Source organism: Lysobacter sp. HDW10 (assembly GCF_011300685.1).
Classification (GTDB): domain Bacteria; phylum Pseudomonadota; class Gammaproteobacteria; order Xanthomonadales; family Xanthomonadaceae; genus Solilutibacter.
Genome location: NZ_CP049864.1, coordinates 1,648,833 through 1,670,036, shown reverse-complemented (window position 1 = coordinate 1,670,036; position 21,204 = coordinate 1,648,833). Strand labels below are relative to the sequence as shown.

The following is a 21,204-nucleotide window of genomic DNA, read 5'->3' as shown; positions in this document are numbered from 1 at the left end:
ATGATTTTGTTCTTTGCACTTTGGTTTGTTGCCATGGCCATCGCGGGCGCGACCGCGTTCGTCATCTTTTGGCCGCTGTCGCTGGTGCACCTGCGTGACAAGCATCCCGCAAGCAAATCGATGTTGGGTGAGTTTGCTTTCTTGAATCCGAAAGCATTGTGGTGGTTGCTAAGTGGTCGCTACAGAGCGCTGCAAGATCGCTCGTTCACCGGCTTGGCCACTCCTGCCCGCATTTCTTTGATCGTCATTTTGGCGGGTCTTTTCTTCGCTGCGTTGCTATACGTGTTTGCAGTGCTCTTTCCCGGAGTCGGCGGATGAGTCTTGATGACAATGCACATGACGAATGGTGGTTGGCCACACTCGGCAACACATTGATTTGGGCGCGGCTTCGAATTCGCGAAGCCGGGACCGCGGAAGTTTTGGACTCAGACGGCAACATCCTGCCCTATGACAGCCCCGATACCGCACGCGCTGCTTTGATGGACGCCGAGTTTGTCTCTTGGGACGGTCTAGATGAAGAAGACGCACTCGCACGCGGCTTTAGCTTGGCGGATATGACAACGCCCGCAGGCCCGCATGACGATGCTTTGATACCACACATGGTTCGCACTCTAGGAATTCGCGCATGACACATTTGGATGAGCTGCTGGCAAACAACCGTGAATGGTCGCGACGCGTTCACGCGGAAGACCCGACATTTTTCCAGCGGCTCTCCAAGCAACAAGCTCCTAAGTACCTTTGGATTGGCTGCTCTGATTCACGCGTGCCTGCAAACCAAGTCGTCGACGTCGCACCGGGCGAAGTGTTTGTCCATCGCAATATCGCCAATGTCGTCGTGCACACCGATCTCAACTGCTTGTCAGTGATTCAATTTGCGGTAGATGTCCTCAAGGTCGAGCATATTTTGGTTGTCGGGCACTATGGCTGTGGTGGCGTACATGCAGGTTTGAACCAAAGCCGATTGGGCTTGGCCGACAATTGGATTCGTCACGTCACCGATGTGCGCGACAAGCACCTCGAATTCATCGAATCGCTCGACACATCGCAAATGCGTCATGACCGCTTGTGTGACCTCAACGCATTGGAACAAGTCGCCAACGTCTGCACGACGACGATTGTTCAAGACGCCTGGGCCCGCGGTCAAAAGCTCGTAGTGCACGGCTGGGTCTACAGCCTCAATGACGGCATCGTGCATGACATCGGTTTGAACGTGAACTCGAACGAGGCATTCAAAGCACAGTACGGACGTGCCTTGGTCGAAATTCACGCCGACAGGATGAATCGATGAGCACGGCCGGCATTCACAGCGATGCGGCGCCGAAGCCCGTGGGTCATTACCCGCATGCACGTCGCGTCGGATCGCTGCTGTTTCTATCCGGCATCGGCCCCCGCGACCCCGCAACCAATACTGCACCCGGCAATGTCTTTGATCGAGAAGGCAAGCTGGTGTCTTATGACATTGCACTGCAAACACGATCGGTGTTCGACAATGTTGAGCGCGTGCTCGCATCCTGCGGCGCGACTTGGGCAAACGTTGTTGACGTCACGGTCTTTCTGACCGACATGGAACGTGATTTCCAAACGTACAACGCCTTGTGGGCAGAAAAGTTTCCTGATGCTGCGAATGCACCCTGTCGCACGACTGTGGGTATCACGCAACTTCCGGCGCCCATTGCCATTGAGTTCAAATGCACGGCCGTGCTTGGAGATGCGTGATGTTACCGAATCCCATCAATTTGCAGCACTGGATTGACGAACATCGACATTTGCTAAAACCGCCGGTGGGCAATAAGACAATTGTCCATGACGATTTCATCGTGATGATTGTCGGCGGCCCGAATTCGCGCACCGATTACCATTTTGAAGAAGGCGCGGAATGGTTCTATCAACTCGAAGGTGAGATGGTGCTGCGTATCCAAGAGGATGGCAAAGCACGCGACATTCCGATCAAGGCGGGCGAGATCTTCTATTTGCCGCCGCGCACGCCGCACAGCCCACAGCGCATGCCCGGCTCAGTGGGCTTGGTGATGGAACGCAAACGGCTTGCACACGAAGACGATGCATTGATGTGGTTTTGCGTGAACTGTAATGAAAAGATTTACGAGGAATTCTTTCATTTAGTCGACATCGAAAATGATTTCTTCAAGGTTTTCGAGCGCTTCTATCGCGATGACGCATTGCGCACTTGCAAACAGTGCGGCACATTGAATCCACGACCATCGCATTACGAACTCGACGCCCACTCTCAAGCCGATATCACCTGACCGGATTCACATGCTCAAGATCGATATTCACGCGCACTATCTCCCCAAAGACTGGCCCGATCTGGCGAGCAAGTACGGTGACAATCGCTTCGCAGTGATCCACCACGGCGATGACGGACGACATCGCATTTACAAAGACGGCAAGTTCTTTCGCGAGATTTGGCCGAAAACGTGGGATCCGCAAATTCGCATTGATGACTACGCGGAATTTGGCGTGCAGGTGCAAGTGTTGTCGACCGTACCGGTGATGTTCTCCTACTGGGCTAAACCGCACCATGCGCTCGAATTGCATCGCGCCTTGAACGACCACATGGCAGAAGCCTGTCGCGCCTATCCGAAACATTACGCGGGTATCGGCACGGTCCCCATGCAATCCCCTGAACTCGCAATTCGCGAGCTCGAGCGCTGCATAGACGAACTCGGCTTGCAGGGCGTACAGATCGGCTCGCACATTGGCGGCATGAATCTCGACGCCCCTGAACTGTTTCCGTTCTTCGAAGCAGCGGCCGAGCTTGGCGCGGCCATCTTGATCCACCCGTGGGACATGATGGGTAGTGAATCCATGCCCAAGTACTGGTTACCTTGGTTGGTCGGCATGCCCGCAGAGCAATCTCGTGCGGCCTGTTGCTTGGTGTTTGGCGGCGTGCTGGAGCGCTTGCCCAAGCTCCGCGTGTGTTTGGCTCATGGCGGCGGCAGTTTCCCCTATACCATCGGCCGAATAGAACACGGCTTCAACATGCGCCCCGATTTGGTGGCCACTGACAACTTCCGTAATCCGCGCGAATACTTAAAGCGCTTGTACTTCGACTCCTGGGTCGCAGACGACTTGGCGTTGAAATATTTGCTTGATGTCTGCGGTGCGGATCGCGTGATGTTGGGCACCGACTACCCCTTCCCGCTGGGCGAACAATCGCCGGGCGAAAGCATTGAACGGCTGGCACTCGACGACGCATCGCGTGCTCGCCTTTACAACGGCACCGCGCTCGAGTGGCTCGGTCTGACTGAAGCGAGATTCGCATGAACGAAGCGTTGTTGTCGCCCGAGTATGCGGCGCGCATGGATCAAGCAGATCCACTCAGAAAGTTTCGCGATGAGTTTCTGTTCCCGCAACATGCGGGTGCACCGATGGCCTACTTCGTCGGTAACTCATTAGGCTTGCAACCGAAAGGCGCACGTAAGCACGTTGAAGAAGTGCTCAACAAATGGGCAGATGAGGCGGTTGAGGGCCACTTCACCGGTGAAGCGCAGTGGATGCCTTATCACGCGCTGGTGCGTGATGGTCTGGCCACACTTGTGGGCGCAAAGCCCCACGAAGTCGTCGCCATGAATTCGCTCTCCGCGAATTTGCATTTGATGATGGTGAGTTTTTACCAGCCGACGCTTGAACGCACGGCCATCTTGATTGAAGCAGGCAGCTTCCCCTCCGATCGTTATGCCGTTGAATCGCAATTGAAGTTTCACGGCTTCAATGCCGGCAATTCATTGATTGAAGTCGAACCCGACTTGCCCAATGGCGTGTTCTCTGACGAATGCATTGCCAATGCAATACGTACGCACGGCAAACGTCTGAGCCTCGTCCTTTGGCCTGGCGTGCAATACCGTACCGGTCAAGCCTTCGACATGGCCAAGATTGCCGAGCTCGCGCATGAAGCAGGCGCTATGGTGGGCTTCGATCTTGCACACGCTGTGGGCAATTTGCCGTTGCAGTTGCATGACATCAATGCGGATTTCGCCGTGTGGTGTCACTACAAGTACGTGAATTCGGGCCCTGGCGCCGTGGGCGGTTGTTTTGTGCATGAGCGCCACGCCAATACGACGCGCCCGCGTTTTGCAGGTTGGTGGGGCAACAATCCCGATGTGCGTTTCAAGATGGGGCCGGAATTTAGTGCCACGCCGGGTGCGGACGGTTGGCAGTTGTCCAACCCGCCCATCCTCGGGCTGGCGCCCTTGCGCGCGTCTTTGGATCAATTCCAACGAGCGGGCATGCCCGCGCTGCGAGAAAAGTCTTTGCAGCTCACGGCGTACTTGGCGCAATGCATCGAGCTGTACTTATCAGATGCGATCGACATCATTACGCCCATGGCCGCAGAGAAACGCGGCGCGCAATTGTCTTTGCGCGTCAAAGAGGGGCGCGATGCGGGCCGGGCATTGTTTGACCACCTCGCAAAGCACGGCGTGATGGGCGACTGGCGTGAGCCGGATGTCATACGTATTTCGCCCGCGCCTTTGTACAACACCTATGCAGACGTTCAACGATTCGTTCGCGTAACTCAGGAGTGGCTGCATGACCGGAGCTAAGCATCTCACCATCGTCGGTGGCGGCTTGGCTGGCGCACTGCTCGCCACCCTGCTCGCGCAGCGTGGATGGCAAGTCGATGTGTATGAGCAGCGCAGCGATCCGCGCGTTGCGGGCTATGCGGGTGGTCGTTCCATCAATCTCGCTTTGGCCGAACGCGGCTTGCATGCTTTGAAGCAAGCAGGACTCGACCACCGTGTTCTGGAACAGGCCGTGATGATGCGCGGTCGTTTCGTCCACCCGCTCGAGGGCGAGGCGCATTTGCAACGCTACGGTCGCGATGACAGCGAGGTCATTTGGTCGATCAGTCGCGGTGAACTCAATATCACTTTGCTCAACGCTGCAGAACGCGCGGGTGTGCATCTGCGCTTTGATCAGGCGCTGAAATCCGTTGACTTCAAAACCAAGCGCGCGCGATTCGACTGCTTGGGCGGCGATCAAGAAGTGAGCTTCACAGCACTGATCGGTGCAGACGGTGCGGGTTCGTCACTGCGCGGACAGATGCACGCGGAGCTGCCGTTCGAAGAACGGACCGAGTGGCTGGACCACGGCTACAAAGAGCTTGAAATCCCGCCTTCTGAATCCGGCGGCTTCCGCATCGAAGCGAATGCATTGCACATTTGGCCGCGCGGCCATTACATGTGCATTGCACTTCCGAATGATGAGCGCACCTTCACTGTGACGTTGTTTATGCCCTTGGAAGGCGCGTATCCGAGCTTCCAACAGGTATCGACACCTGACGCAGCACTCGCACTGTTCGAGGCGCAATTCCCGGACACCTTGCCGCTGATTCCGAAGCTAAAAGAAGACTTCGGCAAGAATCCGGTTGGCAAGCTCGCGACCTTGTATTTGGATCGCTGGCACCTTCAAGACAAAGCGGTGCTGATTGGTGATGCCGCACATGCCATGGTGCCTTTCCATGGGCAAGGCATGAACTGTGCGTTTGAAGATTGCGTCAGCTTGGCAGAACATCTGGACGCTGCAGACGACCTCGAAGCCGCATTCCAAGCCTACAGCGCAGAACGCATGCCGAATGCCGCGGCCATTCAACAGATGGCCTTGGAAAACTATATTGAGATGCGAGACAAGGTCGACGATGCGGCATTTCTCTTGCAACGCGAGTTGGAATTGACCTTGCAAGCGCGTCACCCTGAGCGATTTGTCCCCCACTACACCATGGTCACCTTCATGCGGATTCCCTATGCCGTTGCATTGGCAAGAAGCGATATCCAGCGTGACATCTTGATTGCGGCAACACGCGGTAAGACGACGCTCGCAGATGTCGACCTCGCGACTGCCGATGCACAGGTGAATGAACAACTGCCACCGCTCACAGCGCACGCATGAGCGGCAGCTTCCTCTTCTACGATCTGGAAACTTGGGGGCTTGACCCCCGCAAGACGCGTATCGCGCAGTTCGCCGCCATCCGCACGACGGTCGATCTTGAAGAAATCGACACGCCGGTGAGCCTGTACGTCCGTCCCGCAGCGGACTTCCTCCCTTGCCCTGAAAGCGCGCTCATTACCGGCATCACGCCGCAGCTTGCCGATGCGGAAGGCTTGGTCGAAGCAGAGGCTTTCGATCGAATTCACGCACTCATGGCTGAGCCCGATACATGCACGCTCGGTTACAACACCCTGAAGTTCGACGATGCCTTTGTTCGGTTCGGACTCTATCGCAACTTTCACGATGCCTACGAACGTGAGTACCGAGACGGCAATTCGCGCTGGGATATGTTCAATGTCATTCGCGCGGTGCATGCCTTGAGACCCGAGGGGATTCAGTGGCGTGCGCGCGAGGACGTGCCCGAGGCCACAAGCTTCAGACTGGAGCATCTGGCGGAAGACAATGGCCTGAGACACGGCATGGCACACGAAGCCCTGTCTGACGTGCGCGCGACGGTGGGCTTGGCGCGATTGGTGAAAACCCATCAGCCGAAATTCTGGCACTACTTGGCCAGACTTCGCGACAAACGCCACGTGCAACAACTGATCAATCTCACCGAGCTGACGCCATTGATGCACATCGCGGGTCAGTACTCGCCCGCCAATCGCAATGCCGCCATCGTGGTGCCCATTTCAGAGCACCCGGTGAATCGCAATCAAATGCTCTTTGTCCGTGTGGACGTACCACTTGATGATTTGGCGTCGGCCGATCCGGACCTGACCAAGACGCACTACTTCACGCGACGCGATGCATTGCCGGAGGGGGTGTCTCGCCCCCCCTTCACCGATATCCGCGTCAATGAAAGCCCGACCCTCATTCCCTTGTCCGATCTACGTGACGCGGACTTTGAGCGCACCGCCATCGACAAGACAGTGGTCGAACGCAATCTTGCGTATTTACGAAAGCACCGCAACGCATTGGCCTCACTCGCCCGCCATGTCTTCGCACCGTCCAAAGCGTCGTCGCAGAATGACGTGGATGCGGCGCTGTTTGATGGGTTCATCGCGCCGGCTGACAAAGCCTTGTTCAGACAGATCCACGCATGTCCACCTGATGCACTCGGCGCCGAAGGTTTTCGTTTTCAGGATGCCCGTATGCCGGAGTTGTTCTTCCGGTATCGTGCGCGTAACTGGCCGGAGTTTCTGAGCTTCGAAGAACAAGCGTGCTGGCAAGGTCACCTCGCCGCATGTTTGAACAACGGCATCAATGCGCAGTACTCCTTGCAGGCGCATGCTGAAAAAGTGGAACAATTGCGCGTCTTGAACGCCGACAATCCTCATGAATTAGGCATACTCGACGCTATGGATGCTTGGCGTCACGCCTTGGCACAGTCACTCGGATCTTAAACATGTCGACACCGCATAAATCCCCGCAGGCCACGCACGCCTCCGTGACCCTCAAGCTGTCCATAGCACTGGCCGCCTTGCTCGTGCTTTTGATCGCCTACGTTGCCGCGGGTCCATGGATCGCCATGCGTGGCATCCAACATGCGGTTGAAACCCGTGACCTGAGCGCCATGCCCAAGTACATCAACTTTGAAAAATTGCGCCCGAACATCCAGGCACAGATGGAAACGATCATTGCAGCGCAAATCGCCAATCGTGGTGGCATGTTCGGCAGCGCCGCAGCAGGCGCCGCGAATGTCGTCGCCGCCTCCGCAGCAGAAGGCATGGTGTCGCCCGCGGGTATCGCGGTCTTGCTAGAGGGCGACGCTTTGATTAAGCGTGCAAAAGGCGACATGAAACCCGGCTCGGGGATTGCGAGTGGCGGACCTAAATCCCTGAATGCATTCAAGAATGCGCAAACACATTATCTTTCGGCCAGCACCTTTCAGGCGACTGTAGAAGTCAGTGATGCCGCAATCGTAGATTTCATATTCGAGCGCGAAGGCTTTCGCTGGAAGCTTGCCAATATCAAGCTGCCGCACAAGAAAGCGGGCTGATTACGCTTCGTTGTTCACGCCATGCGGGACGTGACCGGTCGCTACGTGCGCCCGCGCAGATTCCACGTTGTGTAAAGAATCGTCGAAAAAGATATCCGCACCAAAGGCATTGAGAAACTCGCCTTTGTCGCGCCCACCCAGAAACGACGCCTCGTCCAGCCGCACACCCCATTCGCGCAAGGTACGAATGACCCGCTCATGCGCCGGTGCTGAGCGCGCCGTGACCAATGCGGTACGGATAGGTGATTCCTGACCAACGGGAAACGCTTCTTGAAGGTCGTGCAGTGCCTGAAGAAAACCTCGGAACGGACCGCCCGATAACGGCAGCTTGGCGTGTGCCCGCTCATGTGCACCGAAGGCTTCAACGCCCTGCTCGCGTGAAATTCGCTCACTCTCATCGCCAAAAATGACGGCATCACCATCAAAGGCGATTCGAACCTGATCTGCATGTGCGGTTTCAGCGGCATTTGCAGGCAGAATCGTTGCCGCAGCCACGCCCGCTGCGAGTGCCGCCGCGACCGACTCGGGGTTTGCAGATAGAAACAGTTGCGCACCGAACGGTCTGATATACGGCCAAACGGGCGCACCTGACGTAAAGCTCGCGCGTTTGATGTCCAACTGATGGTGTTGGATGGAATTAAATACGCGCAAACCCGTGTCAGTTGAATTGCGTGACAGCAGGATCACTTCAACGTGCGGTGCGTCTTTCGGCACGCGTTGATTCAACGCCAGAATCTTGCGGACCAATGGAAAGGCGATGCCCGGCCGCAACGGATCATTTTCGTGCGTCTGCTGGTAGGCGCGATAGGCCTCGATCCCTTCACGTTCGAACAAGCCGTGGCTGTCTTCCATCGAAAACAAGGCACGCGACGTAATCGCAATCACCAACGGTGGCGGCACACGATCATCCATCAGCTGGTGAATTGCTCACTCAAGATGCGCTCTTCGAGATTGTGCTCAGGGTCGAACAGCAAGATTGCCGACTGGTCTTGCGCTTCGCGAATCGAGACTTCCAGGATGTCACGCACTTCGTGAGAGTCCGCGGTCACGCTGACGGGTCGCTTGTATGGGTCTAGCACTCGAAAGCTGGCGACGGTATCGCCGCGCAGCACGGCTCCGCGCCAACGGCGTGGGCGAAACGGTGCGATCGGCGTCAATGCAATGACCTTGGAGCCTAGCGGCAAGATCGGACCACCTGCGGAGAAGTTGTAGGCAGTGCTCCCGGCAGGCGTTGCCACCATCACGCCATCGCAGATCAGTTCATCCAAACGTTCCACACCGTTCAACTCGACGGCAATATGCGCAGCTTGGCGTGTTTGCCGCAACAGCGACACTTCGTTGTAGGCAAGCGAGTGCACCGTAGTGCCTGACTCCGTTTGCGCCACCATCTCCAAGGGCCGCAGATTTGCCGGCTCGGCCAATGAAATGCGCTCGAGCAAGCCTTCCGCATGCGATTGATTCATGAGGAAGCCGACCGTCCCATGCTTCATGCCGTAGAACGGTTTGTTCAAGTTTGCGTAGCGGTGCAAACACTGCAACATGAACCCGTCCCCGCCCAGGGGGACGAGCACATCCGCTTCTTCAGGCGTGACATGACCAAAGCGCGCGCCTAAGGCGGAAGACGCCGCTTGGGCATCTTCCGACTGACTGGCCAAGAATGCGAGCCTTGGCGTACCCACTCAGCCTCGTGCCGCCAATTGCGCCAGACGCTGCACCGCCACCGACACGGTCGGATAGTCGAGCGTCTTCTGCGCGGCCAATTCCGACAACATCGCCAAGGTGAAGCGTAAGTTTGCGTCGTCACGCTCAAGCCAAGCTTGAACACGCGCATCCGGATCCTTGCCCGGCATTTCCATGACTTGTGCAGTGAGCTTGCGCATCTGCGATGACAGCTCATCGCGCAACACACCGCGTGCAACGGCATGCCAACGGCCTTCAACTTCCAAGGCTTCGATCTGGGTGCGCAGCCAGGGCAAACGCAATGCATCGCCGAGTCGGAAGTACAACTTGGCCACTTCTACCGGGCGCAATTTGTGTTCGCGGGCCAACTCAATGATGTCCGGCGATGCATCCAGATAGGGCAATGCTGCGATTTGGTCGGCCAATTGCGCTGGCAAACCTTTCGCACGCCATTCTTTGCGCGCTTCTTCATACACCGGACGTTGTGACGGCGGCAAGATGTTTTCGCCTGCACGGATGTCGCGGAAACCATCGTGGTAACGCTCAACCGCCGCCGTGATTTGCGGGATGGCACCGGCGCGTGACAACAACCAACGCGTGAACGAACGTTGCAGTTCCCAAATCACTTGCAAGGCATCGATTTGTACCGATTCTGCGACCTTGCCGTCCAATGCATCGATCGCGGTCCACAAATCACGCGCGTCCAACGTTTCACGCGTAATGGTGTATGCACGTGCGATTTCACCAATGTTGCGGCCGCTGTCTTCTTCCATGCGCATCAGGAAGGTGGCGCCCATGCGGTTGATCAAGGAGTTGGTGACCGCGGTGGCAATGATTTCGCGCTTCAGTGAGTGCGATTCAGTGGCCTTTGCATACTTGTCTTGCAAGGGTTGCGGGAAGTAACGCAGCAGTTCCTTCGACAAATACTTGTCTTCCGGAATATCGCTGGCCAACAAACGCGGGAACGCCACGAGCTTGGAGTAAGCGAGTAGCACGCTCATTTCCGGACGCGTCAAACCCATCCCACGTGATTTGCGGTCTGCGAGTTCTGCATCGCTCGGCAGATCTTCAATCTGACGATCCAACAGACCTTGCGCTTCCAAAGTGCGCATGAAATGCAGTTTCGAACCCAGGCGCGTGGTGGCCATCCGCTCCATCAAGGTCAAGGTTTGGTTTTGACGGTAGTTGTCGTTCAAAACCAAGCCCGCGACTTCGTTGGTCATGGATGCGAGCAGCTTGTTACGGTCTGCCAACTTCAAACGACCCGACTGCACTTCGCCATTCAACAAAATCTTGATATTGACTTCGTGGTCGGAGGTATCGACACCTGCCGAGTTGTCGATGAAGTCGGTATTGATGAGCACGCCATGCTCTGCCGCCTCAACGCGACCCAATTGCGTAAAGCCGAGATTGCCGCCCTCGCCCACAACCTTGCATCGCAGGTCGCGACCGTTGACGCGCAAACCATTGTTCGCACGGTCACCGACATCGGCATTGGACTGCGCCGACGACTTCACGTAGGTACCGATGCCGCCGTTCCACAACAAATCGACCGGCGATTTGAGGATGGCGGACATCAACTCATTCGGCGCAAGGCTCTTGATATCCGCATCAATACCCAGAACCGCTTTGACTTCGGGCGTCAGTTCAATCGACTTCGCGCTGCGCGGATGCACGCCACCGCCCTTGCTGATCAACTTGGTGTCGTAATCTGCCCAGCTTGAACGCGGCAGTTTGAACAAGCGCTGGCGCTCCTTGAACGACTCCGCAGAATCCGGATTCGGGTCGAGGAAGATGTGGCGGTGATCAAAGGCGGCAAGCAAGCGAATTTTCTTCGACAGCATCATGCCGTTACCGAACACGTCACCCGACATGTCACCGATCCCCACGCAGGTGAAATCTTCCTTCTGCGTGTCATGACCCAATGCGCGGAAGTGGCGTTTGACCGATTCCCACGCACCACGTGCGGTAATGCCCATGCCCTTGTGGTCGTAACCGACCGAGCCGCCTGACGCGAAGGCATCATCCAACCAGAAATCATGCGCTTGCGAGATACCGTTTGCGATATCGGAGAAGGTCGCAGTGCCCTTATCTGCGGCCACAACCAAGTAGGCATCATCGCCATCGTGACGCACGACGTTTGCCGGCGGCACCACTTTGCCCTTCACCAAGTTGTCGGTGATATCGAGCAGGCCGTTGATGAAACGCTTGTAGCACGCGACACCTTCGTTGAACCACGCATCGCGATTTACATTGATGTCCGGCAATTGCTTACAATAGAAACCGCCCTTGGAGCCCACCGGTACGATCACGGTGTTCTTCACCATTTGCGCTTTCACAAGGCCGAGCACTTCGGTACGGAAGTCTTCGCGGCGGTCCGACCAACGCAAGCCGCCCCGCGCAACCGGGCCGAAGCGCAAATGGACACCTTCAACGCGCGGGCCACACACCCAGATTTCACGGTACGGACGCGGCTTCGGCAGATCCGGCACATTTGCCGAATCCAACTTGAAGCTCAAGTAGTCTGCAGGACCGCCGTCCTTGCGCTTGCCATCGACGTAATCGATGTAATAGTTGGTACGCAAGGTCGCGTCCATGACGCCCATGAAGGCGCGCAGAATGCGGTCTTCGTCCAAGCTCGACACGCGGTCGTACAAGGATGCCAAGGTGGCGTGCACGGCTTCCACTTGCGTCGCGCGATCACCCGAGCGCGCCTTGATCACGCGCGACAGCAACGCCAAAGTCGCTTCGTCACCACCGGCCAAGGTTTGAAGCTGTGATGCAAACGCATCCGCACCCTGCTTGATTTGATCTTTGCTTTCTTTACCGGTCGACGGATCAAAGCGTGCCTCGAAGAGTTCAACCAAAAGACGCGCAATCAGCGGATATTTGGCGATGCTGCTTTCCATGTAGCTTTGCGAGAACGGCACACCGACTTGCAACAGGAACTTGCAGTAGCTGCGCAACATCGCAACTTGGCGCCAGGTCAGACCTGCAGCAAGGATCAATCGGTTGAAGCCGTCGTTTTCGCAATCACCGGCCCACGTGCTGGAGAACGCTTCAACGAAGGCTTCCGCATTCGCATCGACATCTACGCGGCCCGATGCCGGCAGCACACTGAAGTCTTGAATGAAGTAAGACCCCTTCTCGGTCACGACGCGGTGCGCATTCTCACCCATGACCCGCAGACCCATGTTTTCAAGCATCGGCAGGACATCAGACAACGGCAAGCTATTGCCGGCGTGGAACAGTTTGACTTCGAAACAGCCTTCGCAATCTGTATTCGTCGCTTCTGAGCGCAAAGAGATTTGCAGCGCACTGCCCTTTTCCAAGGCGGCCAGATGCGCCACATCATCTGCGGCAGACATGGTCGTTTCAGACTCGATGTATGCCGGTTGCAGACCGCGGCCAAACAACTTGGCGAGACGCAAACCTTCTACTTCGCCGTGACGTGCGACGAGCAAGTCATTCAAGTCGTCGTGCCAATTTCGCACGATTTCTGCCAAGCGACGTTCGACTTCGGCCATATCGACCTTGGACGTATCCGCGTTGTTGCGCGGACGCACGATCAAGTGCAACTGCGCCAGTGGCGAGTCGCTCATCATGACGTGACTGTCGATCGAATCAGCCTGCAGCGACTCCTTCAGCAGGTGTTCAATGCGCAAACGCACTTCCGTATTGAAACGATCGCGCGGCACGTACACCAAGACAGAGAAGAAGCGACCATAACGGTCACGGCGCAAAAACAGCTTGCTTTCCACACGTTCTTGCAAGCCGAGGATGCCTTCACCCAACATGCCCAGTTCAGCGGTGTTGGATTGGAACAACTCATCACGCGGCAAGGTTTCAAGCACATGACGCAATGCCTTGGCACTGTGGCCCGCATCCGGCAACTTCGACTCTGACATCACGCGTTCAAAGCGCGTGCGCACCATCGGAATTTCCCATGGCCGACGGTTGTAGGCGCTAGAAGTAAACAGGCCTACGAAGCGGCGTTCGCCGGTGGCATTGCCTTTCGCATCAAACGTCACAACGCCGATGTAGTCCATATACCCACGACGGTGCACGTTTGAACGCGCATTTGTCTTGGTAATGATGAGCGGTTCGCGCACACCGTGCTTTTGCAACGCGTGCGCGTCCATCGACTTCAGCAAGCGCGGCGTGCTTTCATCTTCGTCACGCAAAATGCCGAGGCCGCTGCCTTCCACCGCCACGAGCATGTCGTCTTTGCCACGTTTGACGACGGCATATTCGCGGTAGCCCAGGAAAGTGAAGTGATTGTCTGCCGCCCAACGCAAGAATGCCTGCGATTCTTCGATGGTTTCCGCGTCTACGACGCCCGTCTTCTCACCCAAGCCCGATGCTGCCGCCAACATGCGATCTTGCATGCGCGACCAATCTTCAACGCTTGCACGCACGTCAACCAACACTTCGAGCAATGACTTCTCGAGCGCCTTTGCATCGGCCGCATCCAAGCGATCGATTTCGATATGCATGAAAGATTCCGGCTGGCCCGAACCCATGCTTAGCAACTTGCCTTGCTTATCGCGCTCGATGGACACCACCGGGTGCAGCAAGCTATGCACACCAATACCCTTCTCACTCAAGGCGTTGGTGACGGAGTCGACCAAGAACGGCATATCGTCATTGACGATTTGCAATGCCAAACGATTGGACGTCCAGCCATTGGCTTTCTCAGTCGGCGCCAACACACGCAGACTCACCTTGCCGCGCTTGCGAGTCGCGGCAAACGACAATAAATCATTTGAAATAGCGGCCCACTCGTTCGCGCTGTGCGCTTGCAACTCTGAGGCATGCGTTCTCGCAATAAACGCTTGCGCAAAGTGCGCCGCATTCTTCTTTTGCGCCGCAGTGGCAGCTTTCTGTACAGCGGAAATGATGAGTCCCGGCGTAGCCGGTGAGTGTTTGGCTGTGGTCATGTCTATTTTCAGAATGGATTCGGCTTGATGACGTGTTAGTTCAGTAAATCAACGGATACCGGTTTCAGCGCGTGCAATCACCAAGCGTTGGATTTCGCTGGTGCCTTCATAGATTTCAGTGATCTTTGCATCGCGGAAATAGCGTTCAACGGGCATTTCTTTCGAATAGCCCATCCCTGCATGGATTTGAACCGTTTGGTGCGCAATCCACATTGCAGCTTCAGAAGCAGTGAGTTTTGCAACCGCAGCTTCAGTGGTGAACTTCTTACCTTGACCCTTGGTCCACGCCGCGCGCAAGGTCAGCATCAACGAAGCATCCAACTTGCACTTCATGTCAGCAATTTTGGCTTGGGTCATTTGGAAGGCGCCGATCGGTTGACCGAAGGCTTTGCGTTCTTTGACGTATGCCAAGGTCGCTTCATAAGCAGCGCGTGCAATACCGATGGCTTGCGAAGCGATACCAATGCGACCTGCATCCAAAACGCTCATGGCGATCTTGAAACCTTCGCCTTCGTTACCCAACACGTCTTCGGGACGCGCCACATAGCCTTCGAATTCAATTTCGCAGGTGGCCGACGCGCGAATGCCGAGCTTCGGTTCGGTCTTCCCGCGATGGAACCCGTCGCGTGCCGTGTCAATCAGGAATGCGGTGATGCCGCGCGCGCCCTTGTCCGGGTCGGTCATCGCAAACAAGACGATGTACTTCGCAACCGGGCCCGAGGTGATCCAACTCTTCTTGCCATCGATCACATAGCTGCCATCTGCTTGCTTGACGGCGCGACAACGCATCGCCGTTGCATCAGAACCAGACTGCGGTTCGGTCAACGCGAATGCACCGATTTCACGACCTTCTGCAATCGCGCGCACATAGGTCTGTTTTTGATCTTCGGTGCCGTGGGTCAGGATGCCGTTGCAGAACAGCGAGTTGTTCACCGACACGATCGTGCTGTGCGCAGCATCGGCGGCGGCAATTTCCACCATCGCCAACACATAGGCCACAGGATCCATGCCTGCTCCGCCGTACTCAGACGGAACTTCAATGCCCATCAGGCCGTTTTCACCGAGCAAACGGATGTTTTCCAAAGGAAACTCACCGCTGCGATCGAAGCCTTCGGCAGAGGGCGCAATTTTCTCGCGCGCAATGCGTCGGGCGACATCTTGGATCATCAGTTGCTCTTCGGTGAAATTGAAATCCACGCCTTTTTTCCTCAATTTTTCAGACAAACACGAATTGTAGCCCTCCGCCCGTAGAACCGCGCCCCCGCTTGTGCATTTGGACGAATCGAGAGACAATTATCTTTTAATCCGCATAGAGAGATATATGGATCTCGACACATGGTCGAACCACTTAAAGACACTCGCGGAAACCACACGCGTGCGTTTGCTTGCACTGCTTGAGCGCGAAGAGCTCACCGTTGCCGAACTGGCAGCGATCACAGGTCTTGCGCAACCGCGCGTGTCCACGCATTTGTCCAAACTTAAAGAGTTCAATCTCGTACGTGATCGCCGTTCTGGTGTCTCAGCGTATTACCGCTTCAATGAAGACAGCATTGATGACGCGCAAGCCAAGCTGTGGGCCGTGTTGCGCGACGGAAGCAACGACCCATTGCTTGAACAAGACGCTCAACGCTTGCCAGGCGTGCTTGCCAATCGCGCAGATGCACAGAATTGGGCCGATGGTGTCGCAGGTGATATGGAGCGCCACTACTCGCCTGGGCGCACGTGGGAAGCCATGGCCCGTTCCGCGTTGCCACTGCTCGCAGCGGGTGACGTACTCGATATCGCCTCAGGCGACGGTGTATTGGCGGAACTGCTCGCCCCGCATGCGAAGCGCTATGTGTGCTTGGACGCGAGCCGACGTGTCGTCACGGCCGCCGCTGAACGCTTGAAACCCTTTACCAATGTTGAAGTGCTCGAAGGCGACATGCATTCGCTGCCTTTCGACAACAACAGCTTTGACCTCGTTGTGCTGATGCACGCGCTCACCTACTCAAGCGATCCGGCCAAGGCCGTGCTCGAAGCCGCGCGCGTATTGCGCCCCGGTGGTCGCGTTTTGCTCAGCAGCTTGAAGAAGCACGCACACGCCACAGCTGTGGAACCTTTCGGTCATTTGAACCATGGTTTCACCAGCAAGGAATTGCGCAAATTCATGGATAAAGCCGGTCTCACTTCGGAAGGCATTGAATCCATTACCCGTGAGCGTCGTCCGCCCCATTTTGAAGTCATTTCCTTGATCGGTCATAAGTCGTGAACACACCCCTGCCTTGGCACAACGCCAAACGCGCGGAAGCTTTGCTCGCCGCATTACAAGAACGCATTCTCGTGTTAGACGGTGCAATGGGAACGATGATTCAAGCCCACGGTTTGACCGAGGCCGATTATCGCGGCACACGTTTTGCGAATGGCTTTGATCAACGCTTTGAACCACAACCCGGTCATGCGCATGGCGCGGGCTGTGGTTGTGAGTCGCACGATCAACGTGGCAACAATGATCTGTTGACCCTGACGCGTCCGGACATCATTCAAGACATCCATACGCAGTACCTGCGCGCAGGCGCAGATATGGTCGAGACCAACACCTTCAATTCGACCTCGGTGTCTTTGGCGGACTATCGTTTAACGCACTTGGTCCGCGAATTGAATCGCGAAGGTGCACGTCTCGCACGCGCTGCATGCGATGCCGTTGAAGCCGAAACACCGGAGAAGCCGCGCTTTGTTGTGGGCGTGCTCGGCCCCACGAGCAAGACCGCGTCGTTGTCACCAGACGTCAATCGCCCCGGTTTTCGCGCAACATCTTTTGATGAACTGCGTCTCGCCTACCGCGAGGCTGCGGAAGGTTTGATTGAAGGTGGCGCAGACATCTTGATGGTGGAAACCATTTTCGACACGTTGAATGCGAAGGCCGCCGTATTCGCTATCGAGGAAACATTCGAGGCACTCGGCCACCGTTTGCCGGTGATGATCTCGGGCACGATCACCGATGCGTCGGGACGAACCTTGTCAGGGCAAACCGCAGAAGCATTTTGGTATTCATTGCGCCACGTGCAACCGCTGTCGATCGGACTCAATTGCGCCTTGGGTGCAAAAGACCTGCGACCACACGTCGATGCACTGTCTTCGATCGCCGATGCCTTTATCAGTGCACACCCCAATGCAGGCCTGCCCAACGCATTTGGCGGCTACGACGAAACTCCCGAAGAAATGTCTGCGGTCGTCGGCGAGTTCGCGCGTTCGGGCTTAGTCAACGTACTGGGCGGCTGCTGCGGCACCTCGCCCGCCCACATCTCGGCCATTGCCGCCGTTGTCGCTGGCGTTCCGCCGCGCCAAATCCCCCGTTTGGAGAAAGCTGCGTGAGCACGCTCGCACGTCAAACCCGACTGTCCGGCCTCGAGCCTTTGGTCATTACGCCTACGTTGAATTTCATCAACGTCGGTGAACGCACCAATGTCACGGGAAGTGCGCAGTTCAAGAAGCTGATCTTGGAAGGCCGCCTCGATGAAGCGGTCACGGTCGCGCGCCAACAGGTGGAAAACGGCGCGCAAATCATCGACGTGAACATGGACGAAGGCTTGCTCGATTCCGAGAAAGCCATGGTTGAGTTTTTAAATCTCATTGCCGCCGAACCCGATATCGCACGCATTCCGGTGATGGTTGACTCCTCGAAATGGAGTGTCATTGAAGCCGGTTTGAAGTGCCTGCAAGGCAAGGGCATCGTCAATTCCATTTCGATGAAGGAAGGCGAAGCAGAGTTCTTACGACAAGCGCGCCTGGTTCGTCGTTATGGCGCAGCGGTTGTGGTCATGGCATTTGACGAAGTTGGGCAAGCAGATACTGCAGAACGCAAGATCGAAATTTCGACGCGGGCTTACACACTGCTGACAGAAGAGATCGGTTTCCCGCCTGAAGACATCATCTTCGATCCAAACTGCTTTGCCATCGCAACGGGCATCGAAGAACACAACAACTACGCCGTCGATTTCATTGAAGCAGCGCGCGAGCTGCGTCGCCGTTTCCCGTTGACGCATATCTCGGGCGGCGTTTCGAACGTCTCCTTCTCATTCCGCGGCAACGAAGCCGTGCGCCAAGCGATTCACGTGGTGTTCCTCTACCACGCCATCCGAGCAGGCATGGATATGGGCATCGTCAATGCGGGTGCCCTACCCCTTTATGACGATTTGGATGCCGAATTGCGCACGCGCGTGGAAGACGTCGTGCTGAATCGCCGCGCGGATGCCACCGAAAGACTGCTCGATATCGCAGACAAATTCAAAGGGAAGAAGGGCGAAAAGAAAGTTGAAGATCTCGGTTGGCGCGAGAAGCCCGTCGCCGCACGCTTGAGCCACGCATTGGTGCACGGCATTGATCAGTACGTGGAGCTCGACACCGAAGAGGCGCGTCTGCAAGCTGTACGTCCGCTAGACGTCATCGAAGGACCACTGATGGACGGCATGAATGTCGTCGGCGATTTGTTTGGCGCGGGCAAAATGTTTTTGCCGCAGGTGGTCAAATCTGCACGTGTCATGAAGAAAGCAGTGGCCCATCTACTGCCCTTTATCGAAGCCGAGAAGCTCAAGACCGGTGACGTCGGCAAGTCCAACGGCAAAATTGTCATGGCCACTGTCAAAGGCGACGTGCACGATATCGGCAAGAACATCGTCGGCGTGGTCCTGGCCTGTAACAACTTCGACGTCATTGACCTGGGCGTCATGGTGCCCGCGCAAACAATCCTAGATCGCGCACGCGAAGAAAATGCCGATCTGATTGGCCTCTCTGGCTTGATCACGCCTTCGCTGGAAGAAATGAGTCACGTCGCCCGAGAAATGGAACGACAGGCATTCACTGTGCCGCTGTTGATCGGCGGTGCGACGACGTCGCGTGCGCACACCGCATTGAAGATTGATCCGCATTACAAATCCCCCACGGTGTGGGTGAAGGACGCCTCGCGTGCCGTGAACGTTGCGCAGTCGTTGATCTCACCCGACCTACGCCAGCCGTTCATGGCAGCGAACGATGCCGACTACGCTGAAATTCGCAAACGTCATAAGAACCGCGGCGATGCCAAACGCTTGGTCTCGCTCGAAAAGGCGCGCGCACAGAAGTTCAATGGCGATTGGGAGACGTACACGCCGCCGACGCCAGTGAAACCGGGCATCACGGTGTTCAAGGACTACCCGTTGGAAGAACTGGTTGAGTTGATTGACTGGGGCCCGTTCTTCAACGCTTGGGAGCTCGCCGGCAGATTCCCCGATATCCTCGATGACGAGATCGTTGGCACGCAAGCACGTGAGCTTTTCAACGATGCCAAAGCCATGCTCGCGCGGATCATCAAAGAAAAGTGGATCTCCGCCAATGCGGTGATCGGTCTATTCCCTGCGAATTCCGTCGGCGACGACGTCGTGCTGGAAAACAAAACCACGCTGCACTTCCTGCGACAGCAAGTCGACAAGCCCGTCGAGCGCCCTGACTTCTGCTTGGCAGATTTCATCGCATCCGTCGAATCAGGCAAACAAGACTGGGTGGGCGCTTTTGCATGCACCGCAGGGCTCGGTATTGAACCGCATATCAAAAAGTTTGAAGCCGACCACGACGACTACAACGCGATCTTGCTCAAGTCATTGGCAGATCGTTTGGCCGAGACCTTGGCGGAAAGACTGCATCAGCGTGTCCGCAAAGAGTTCTGGGGCTACGCAGCAGATGAAGCTTTGGATGCAGAGGCGCTGATTGGCGAAAAGTATCAAGGCATTCGACCCGCGCCGGGTTACCCCGCCTGCCCTGAGCACAGCGAAAAGAGCACCTTGTTCGAGTTGCTGTCAGTTGAAGCAAACACAGGCATGACGTTGACCGAGAATTTCGCAATGATGCCGGCTGCGGCCGTCTCTGGCTGGTACTTCAGCCATCCGAATTCGCAGTACTTCGTGCTGGGTCGCGTCTCGAAAACGCAGGCCGAAGACTACGCGCGTAGAAAGGGCATCAGCCTTTTGCAGGCCGAACGCTGGCTTGCTGCGAATCTCGATTACGACCCTGAATAAGCGCGCTGCAACAGCGCGCTTACCAAACCAAGTCGTCTGGGACTTGGTAGAGCGGATCGCTATAGGGATCGTCTTGTGCGGGCGCGTTGGGATCGACCTTAAGTGCTACCGCCTGCGCAAAAATCCGCTCGGCCTCCAGCAACGTGTCGGCCGTGACCAGTAGATAGCGGCCACTCTGCTGCACCACGCCCAGCTCACCGGCATTGAGTGCTTTGAGCTGCGCTTCGGTGACATAGATGCGTTTGATCTTGCCGCCATATTCAAAATGACGGGCGATATCCGCCTTCTCATCATTCAGCACTTTGCCCGCCAAGTACTCGGTCAGCTTTGCGCGCGCTTCACGCTTTAGGCGCGCTTGTTCTTGTGCCAAGCGCTCGGCTTCCGCGCGTTCGCGTTGCTCTTGGGCATTGCGCGCAGCATAGGCGCGCGCAAGATCGAAGCCGCCCGAATTCGCGGCCTCGACTGCGGGCTTGCCCGAAGGTTTCTTCGGGCCACGCTTGTGCGGTGCAGGCCGCTTGCCTTGCACATGTTTGGGGGCGGGTTTTTTCTCAGGGCTGGATTGCTTGAATCCCAAACCCATCAATTGATCACGTAATGAGTCAGTCAT

General features: G+C 56.5%; 18 protein-coding genes. 13 read left to right on the top strand and 5 right to left on the bottom strand.

Translation table 11 applies throughout. The features are described 5' to 3' along the window. Genes G7069_RS08080 through G7069_RS08035 form a run of 10 tightly spaced genes read left to right on the top strand, consistent with a single transcriptional unit; the run spans position 1 to position 7,948 of the window. Positions 1-318: a hypothetical protein gene (locus G7069_RS08080; RefSeq protein ID WP_166296175.1), complete on the top strand. Its 318-nt coding sequence runs from the start codon at positions 1-3 to the stop codon at positions 316-318. Beyond that, positions 315-629, top strand: coding sequence for a hypothetical protein (locus G7069_RS08075; RefSeq protein ID WP_166296172.1), 315 nt, complete (start codon positions 315-317; stop codon positions 627-629). The genes G7069_RS08080 and G7069_RS08075 overlap by 4 nt, the downstream gene beginning before the upstream one ends. Then, positions 626-1,288, top strand: coding sequence for a carbonate dehydratase (gene can / locus G7069_RS08070; RefSeq protein ID WP_166296169.1), 663 nt, complete (start codon positions 626-628; stop codon positions 1,286-1,288). Before G7069_RS08075 ends, can begins: the two co-directional genes overlap by 4 nt. Further along, positions 1,285-1,716: a RidA family protein gene (locus tag G7069_RS08065; protein WP_166296166.1), complete on the top strand. Its 432-nt coding sequence runs from the start codon at positions 1,285-1,287 to the stop codon at positions 1,714-1,716. Before can ends, G7069_RS08065 begins: the two co-directional genes overlap by 4 nt. Then, complete coding sequence (locus tag G7069_RS08060; protein ID WP_166296163.1) at positions 1,716-2,264, top strand: 3-hydroxyanthranilate 3,4-dioxygenase; 549 nt, start codon at positions 1,716-1,718, stop codon at positions 2,262-2,264. The genes G7069_RS08065 and G7069_RS08060 overlap by 1 nt, the downstream gene beginning before the upstream one ends. Positions 2,265-2,274: 10 nt before the next feature. Beyond that, a complete protein-coding gene (locus tag G7069_RS08055) occupies positions 2,275-3,285 on the top strand; it encodes an amidohydrolase family protein (RefSeq protein WP_166296160.1) in 1,011 nt (336 codons plus the stop codon). Continuing rightward, a complete protein-coding gene (kynU, locus tag G7069_RS08050) occupies positions 3,282-4,562 on the top strand; it encodes a kynureninase (RefSeq protein ID WP_166296157.1) in 1,281 nt (426 codons plus the stop codon). The genes G7069_RS08055 and kynU overlap by 4 nt, the downstream gene beginning before the upstream one ends. Then, on the top strand, positions 4,549-5,907 hold the full coding sequence (locus G7069_RS08045; RefSeq protein ID WP_166296154.1) for an NAD(P)/FAD-dependent oxidoreductase: 1,359 nt from the start codon (positions 4,549-4,551) through the stop codon (positions 5,905-5,907). The genes kynU and G7069_RS08045 overlap by 14 nt, the downstream gene beginning before the upstream one ends. Next, on the top strand, positions 5,904-7,352 hold the full coding sequence (sbcB, locus tag G7069_RS08040) for an exodeoxyribonuclease I (protein WP_166296152.1): 1,449 nt from the start codon (positions 5,904-5,906) through the stop codon (positions 7,350-7,352). The genes G7069_RS08045 and sbcB overlap by 4 nt, the downstream gene beginning before the upstream one ends. Before the next feature lie 2 nt (positions 7,353-7,354). Further along, positions 7,355-7,948 carry a DUF2939 domain-containing protein gene (locus G7069_RS08035; RefSeq protein ID WP_166296149.1) on the top strand — a complete coding sequence of 198 codons (594 nt, stop codon included), beginning with the start codon at positions 7,355-7,357 and terminating at the stop codon, positions 7,946-7,948. Here G7069_RS08035 and G7069_RS08030 read toward each other — a convergent pair whose 3' ends face one another. Genes G7069_RS08030 through G7069_RS08015 form a run of 4 tightly spaced genes read right to left on the bottom strand, consistent with a single transcriptional unit; the run spans position 7,949 to position 15,765 of the window. After that, on the bottom strand, positions 7,949-8,860 hold the full coding sequence (locus G7069_RS08030; protein ID WP_166296146.1) for a 5'-nucleotidase: 912 nt from the start codon (positions 8,858-8,860) through the stop codon (positions 7,949-7,951). Next, on the bottom strand, positions 8,860-9,627 hold the full coding sequence (locus tag G7069_RS08025) for an NAD kinase (RefSeq protein WP_166296143.1): 768 nt from the start codon (positions 9,625-9,627) through the stop codon (positions 8,860-8,862). The genes G7069_RS08030 and G7069_RS08025 overlap by 1 nt, the downstream gene beginning before the upstream one ends. Then, positions 9,628-14,568, bottom strand: coding sequence for an NAD-glutamate dehydrogenase domain-containing protein (locus G7069_RS08020; protein WP_166296140.1), 4,941 nt, complete (start codon positions 14,566-14,568; stop codon positions 9,628-9,630). A gap of 48 nt (positions 14,569-14,616) precedes the next feature. Next, positions 14,617-15,765, bottom strand: coding sequence for an acyl-CoA dehydrogenase family protein (locus tag G7069_RS08015; RefSeq protein ID WP_166296138.1), 1,149 nt, complete (start codon positions 15,763-15,765; stop codon positions 14,617-14,619). A gap of 124 nt (positions 15,766-15,889) precedes the next feature. Between G7069_RS08015 and G7069_RS08010 the strand changes: the two genes are divergently transcribed. The 3 genes from G7069_RS08010 to metH are packed head-to-tail and all read left to right on the top strand — an operon-like array spanning position 15,890 to position 20,597. Further along, on the top strand, positions 15,890-16,819 hold the full coding sequence (locus tag G7069_RS08010) for a metalloregulator ArsR/SmtB family transcription factor (protein ID WP_166296135.1): 930 nt from the start codon (positions 15,890-15,892) through the stop codon (positions 16,817-16,819). Next, on the top strand, positions 16,816-17,922 hold the full coding sequence (locus tag G7069_RS08005; protein WP_166296132.1) for a homocysteine S-methyltransferase family protein: 1,107 nt from the start codon (positions 16,816-16,818) through the stop codon (positions 17,920-17,922). The genes G7069_RS08010 and G7069_RS08005 overlap by 4 nt, the downstream gene beginning before the upstream one ends. Next, positions 17,919-20,597 (top strand): methionine synthase, encoded by a 2,679-nt coding sequence (metH, locus tag G7069_RS08000; RefSeq protein WP_166296129.1) that lies wholly within the window; start codon positions 17,919-17,921, stop codon positions 20,595-20,597. Before G7069_RS08005 ends, metH begins: the two co-directional genes overlap by 4 nt. 19 nt (positions 20,598-20,616) lie before the next feature. Here the strand turns inward: metH and G7069_RS07995 are convergent, their stop codons facing one another. Beyond that, positions 20,617-21,204: a DUF2058 family protein gene (locus tag G7069_RS07995; protein WP_166296126.1), complete on the bottom strand. Its 588-nt coding sequence runs from the start codon at positions 21,202-21,204 to the stop codon at positions 20,617-20,619.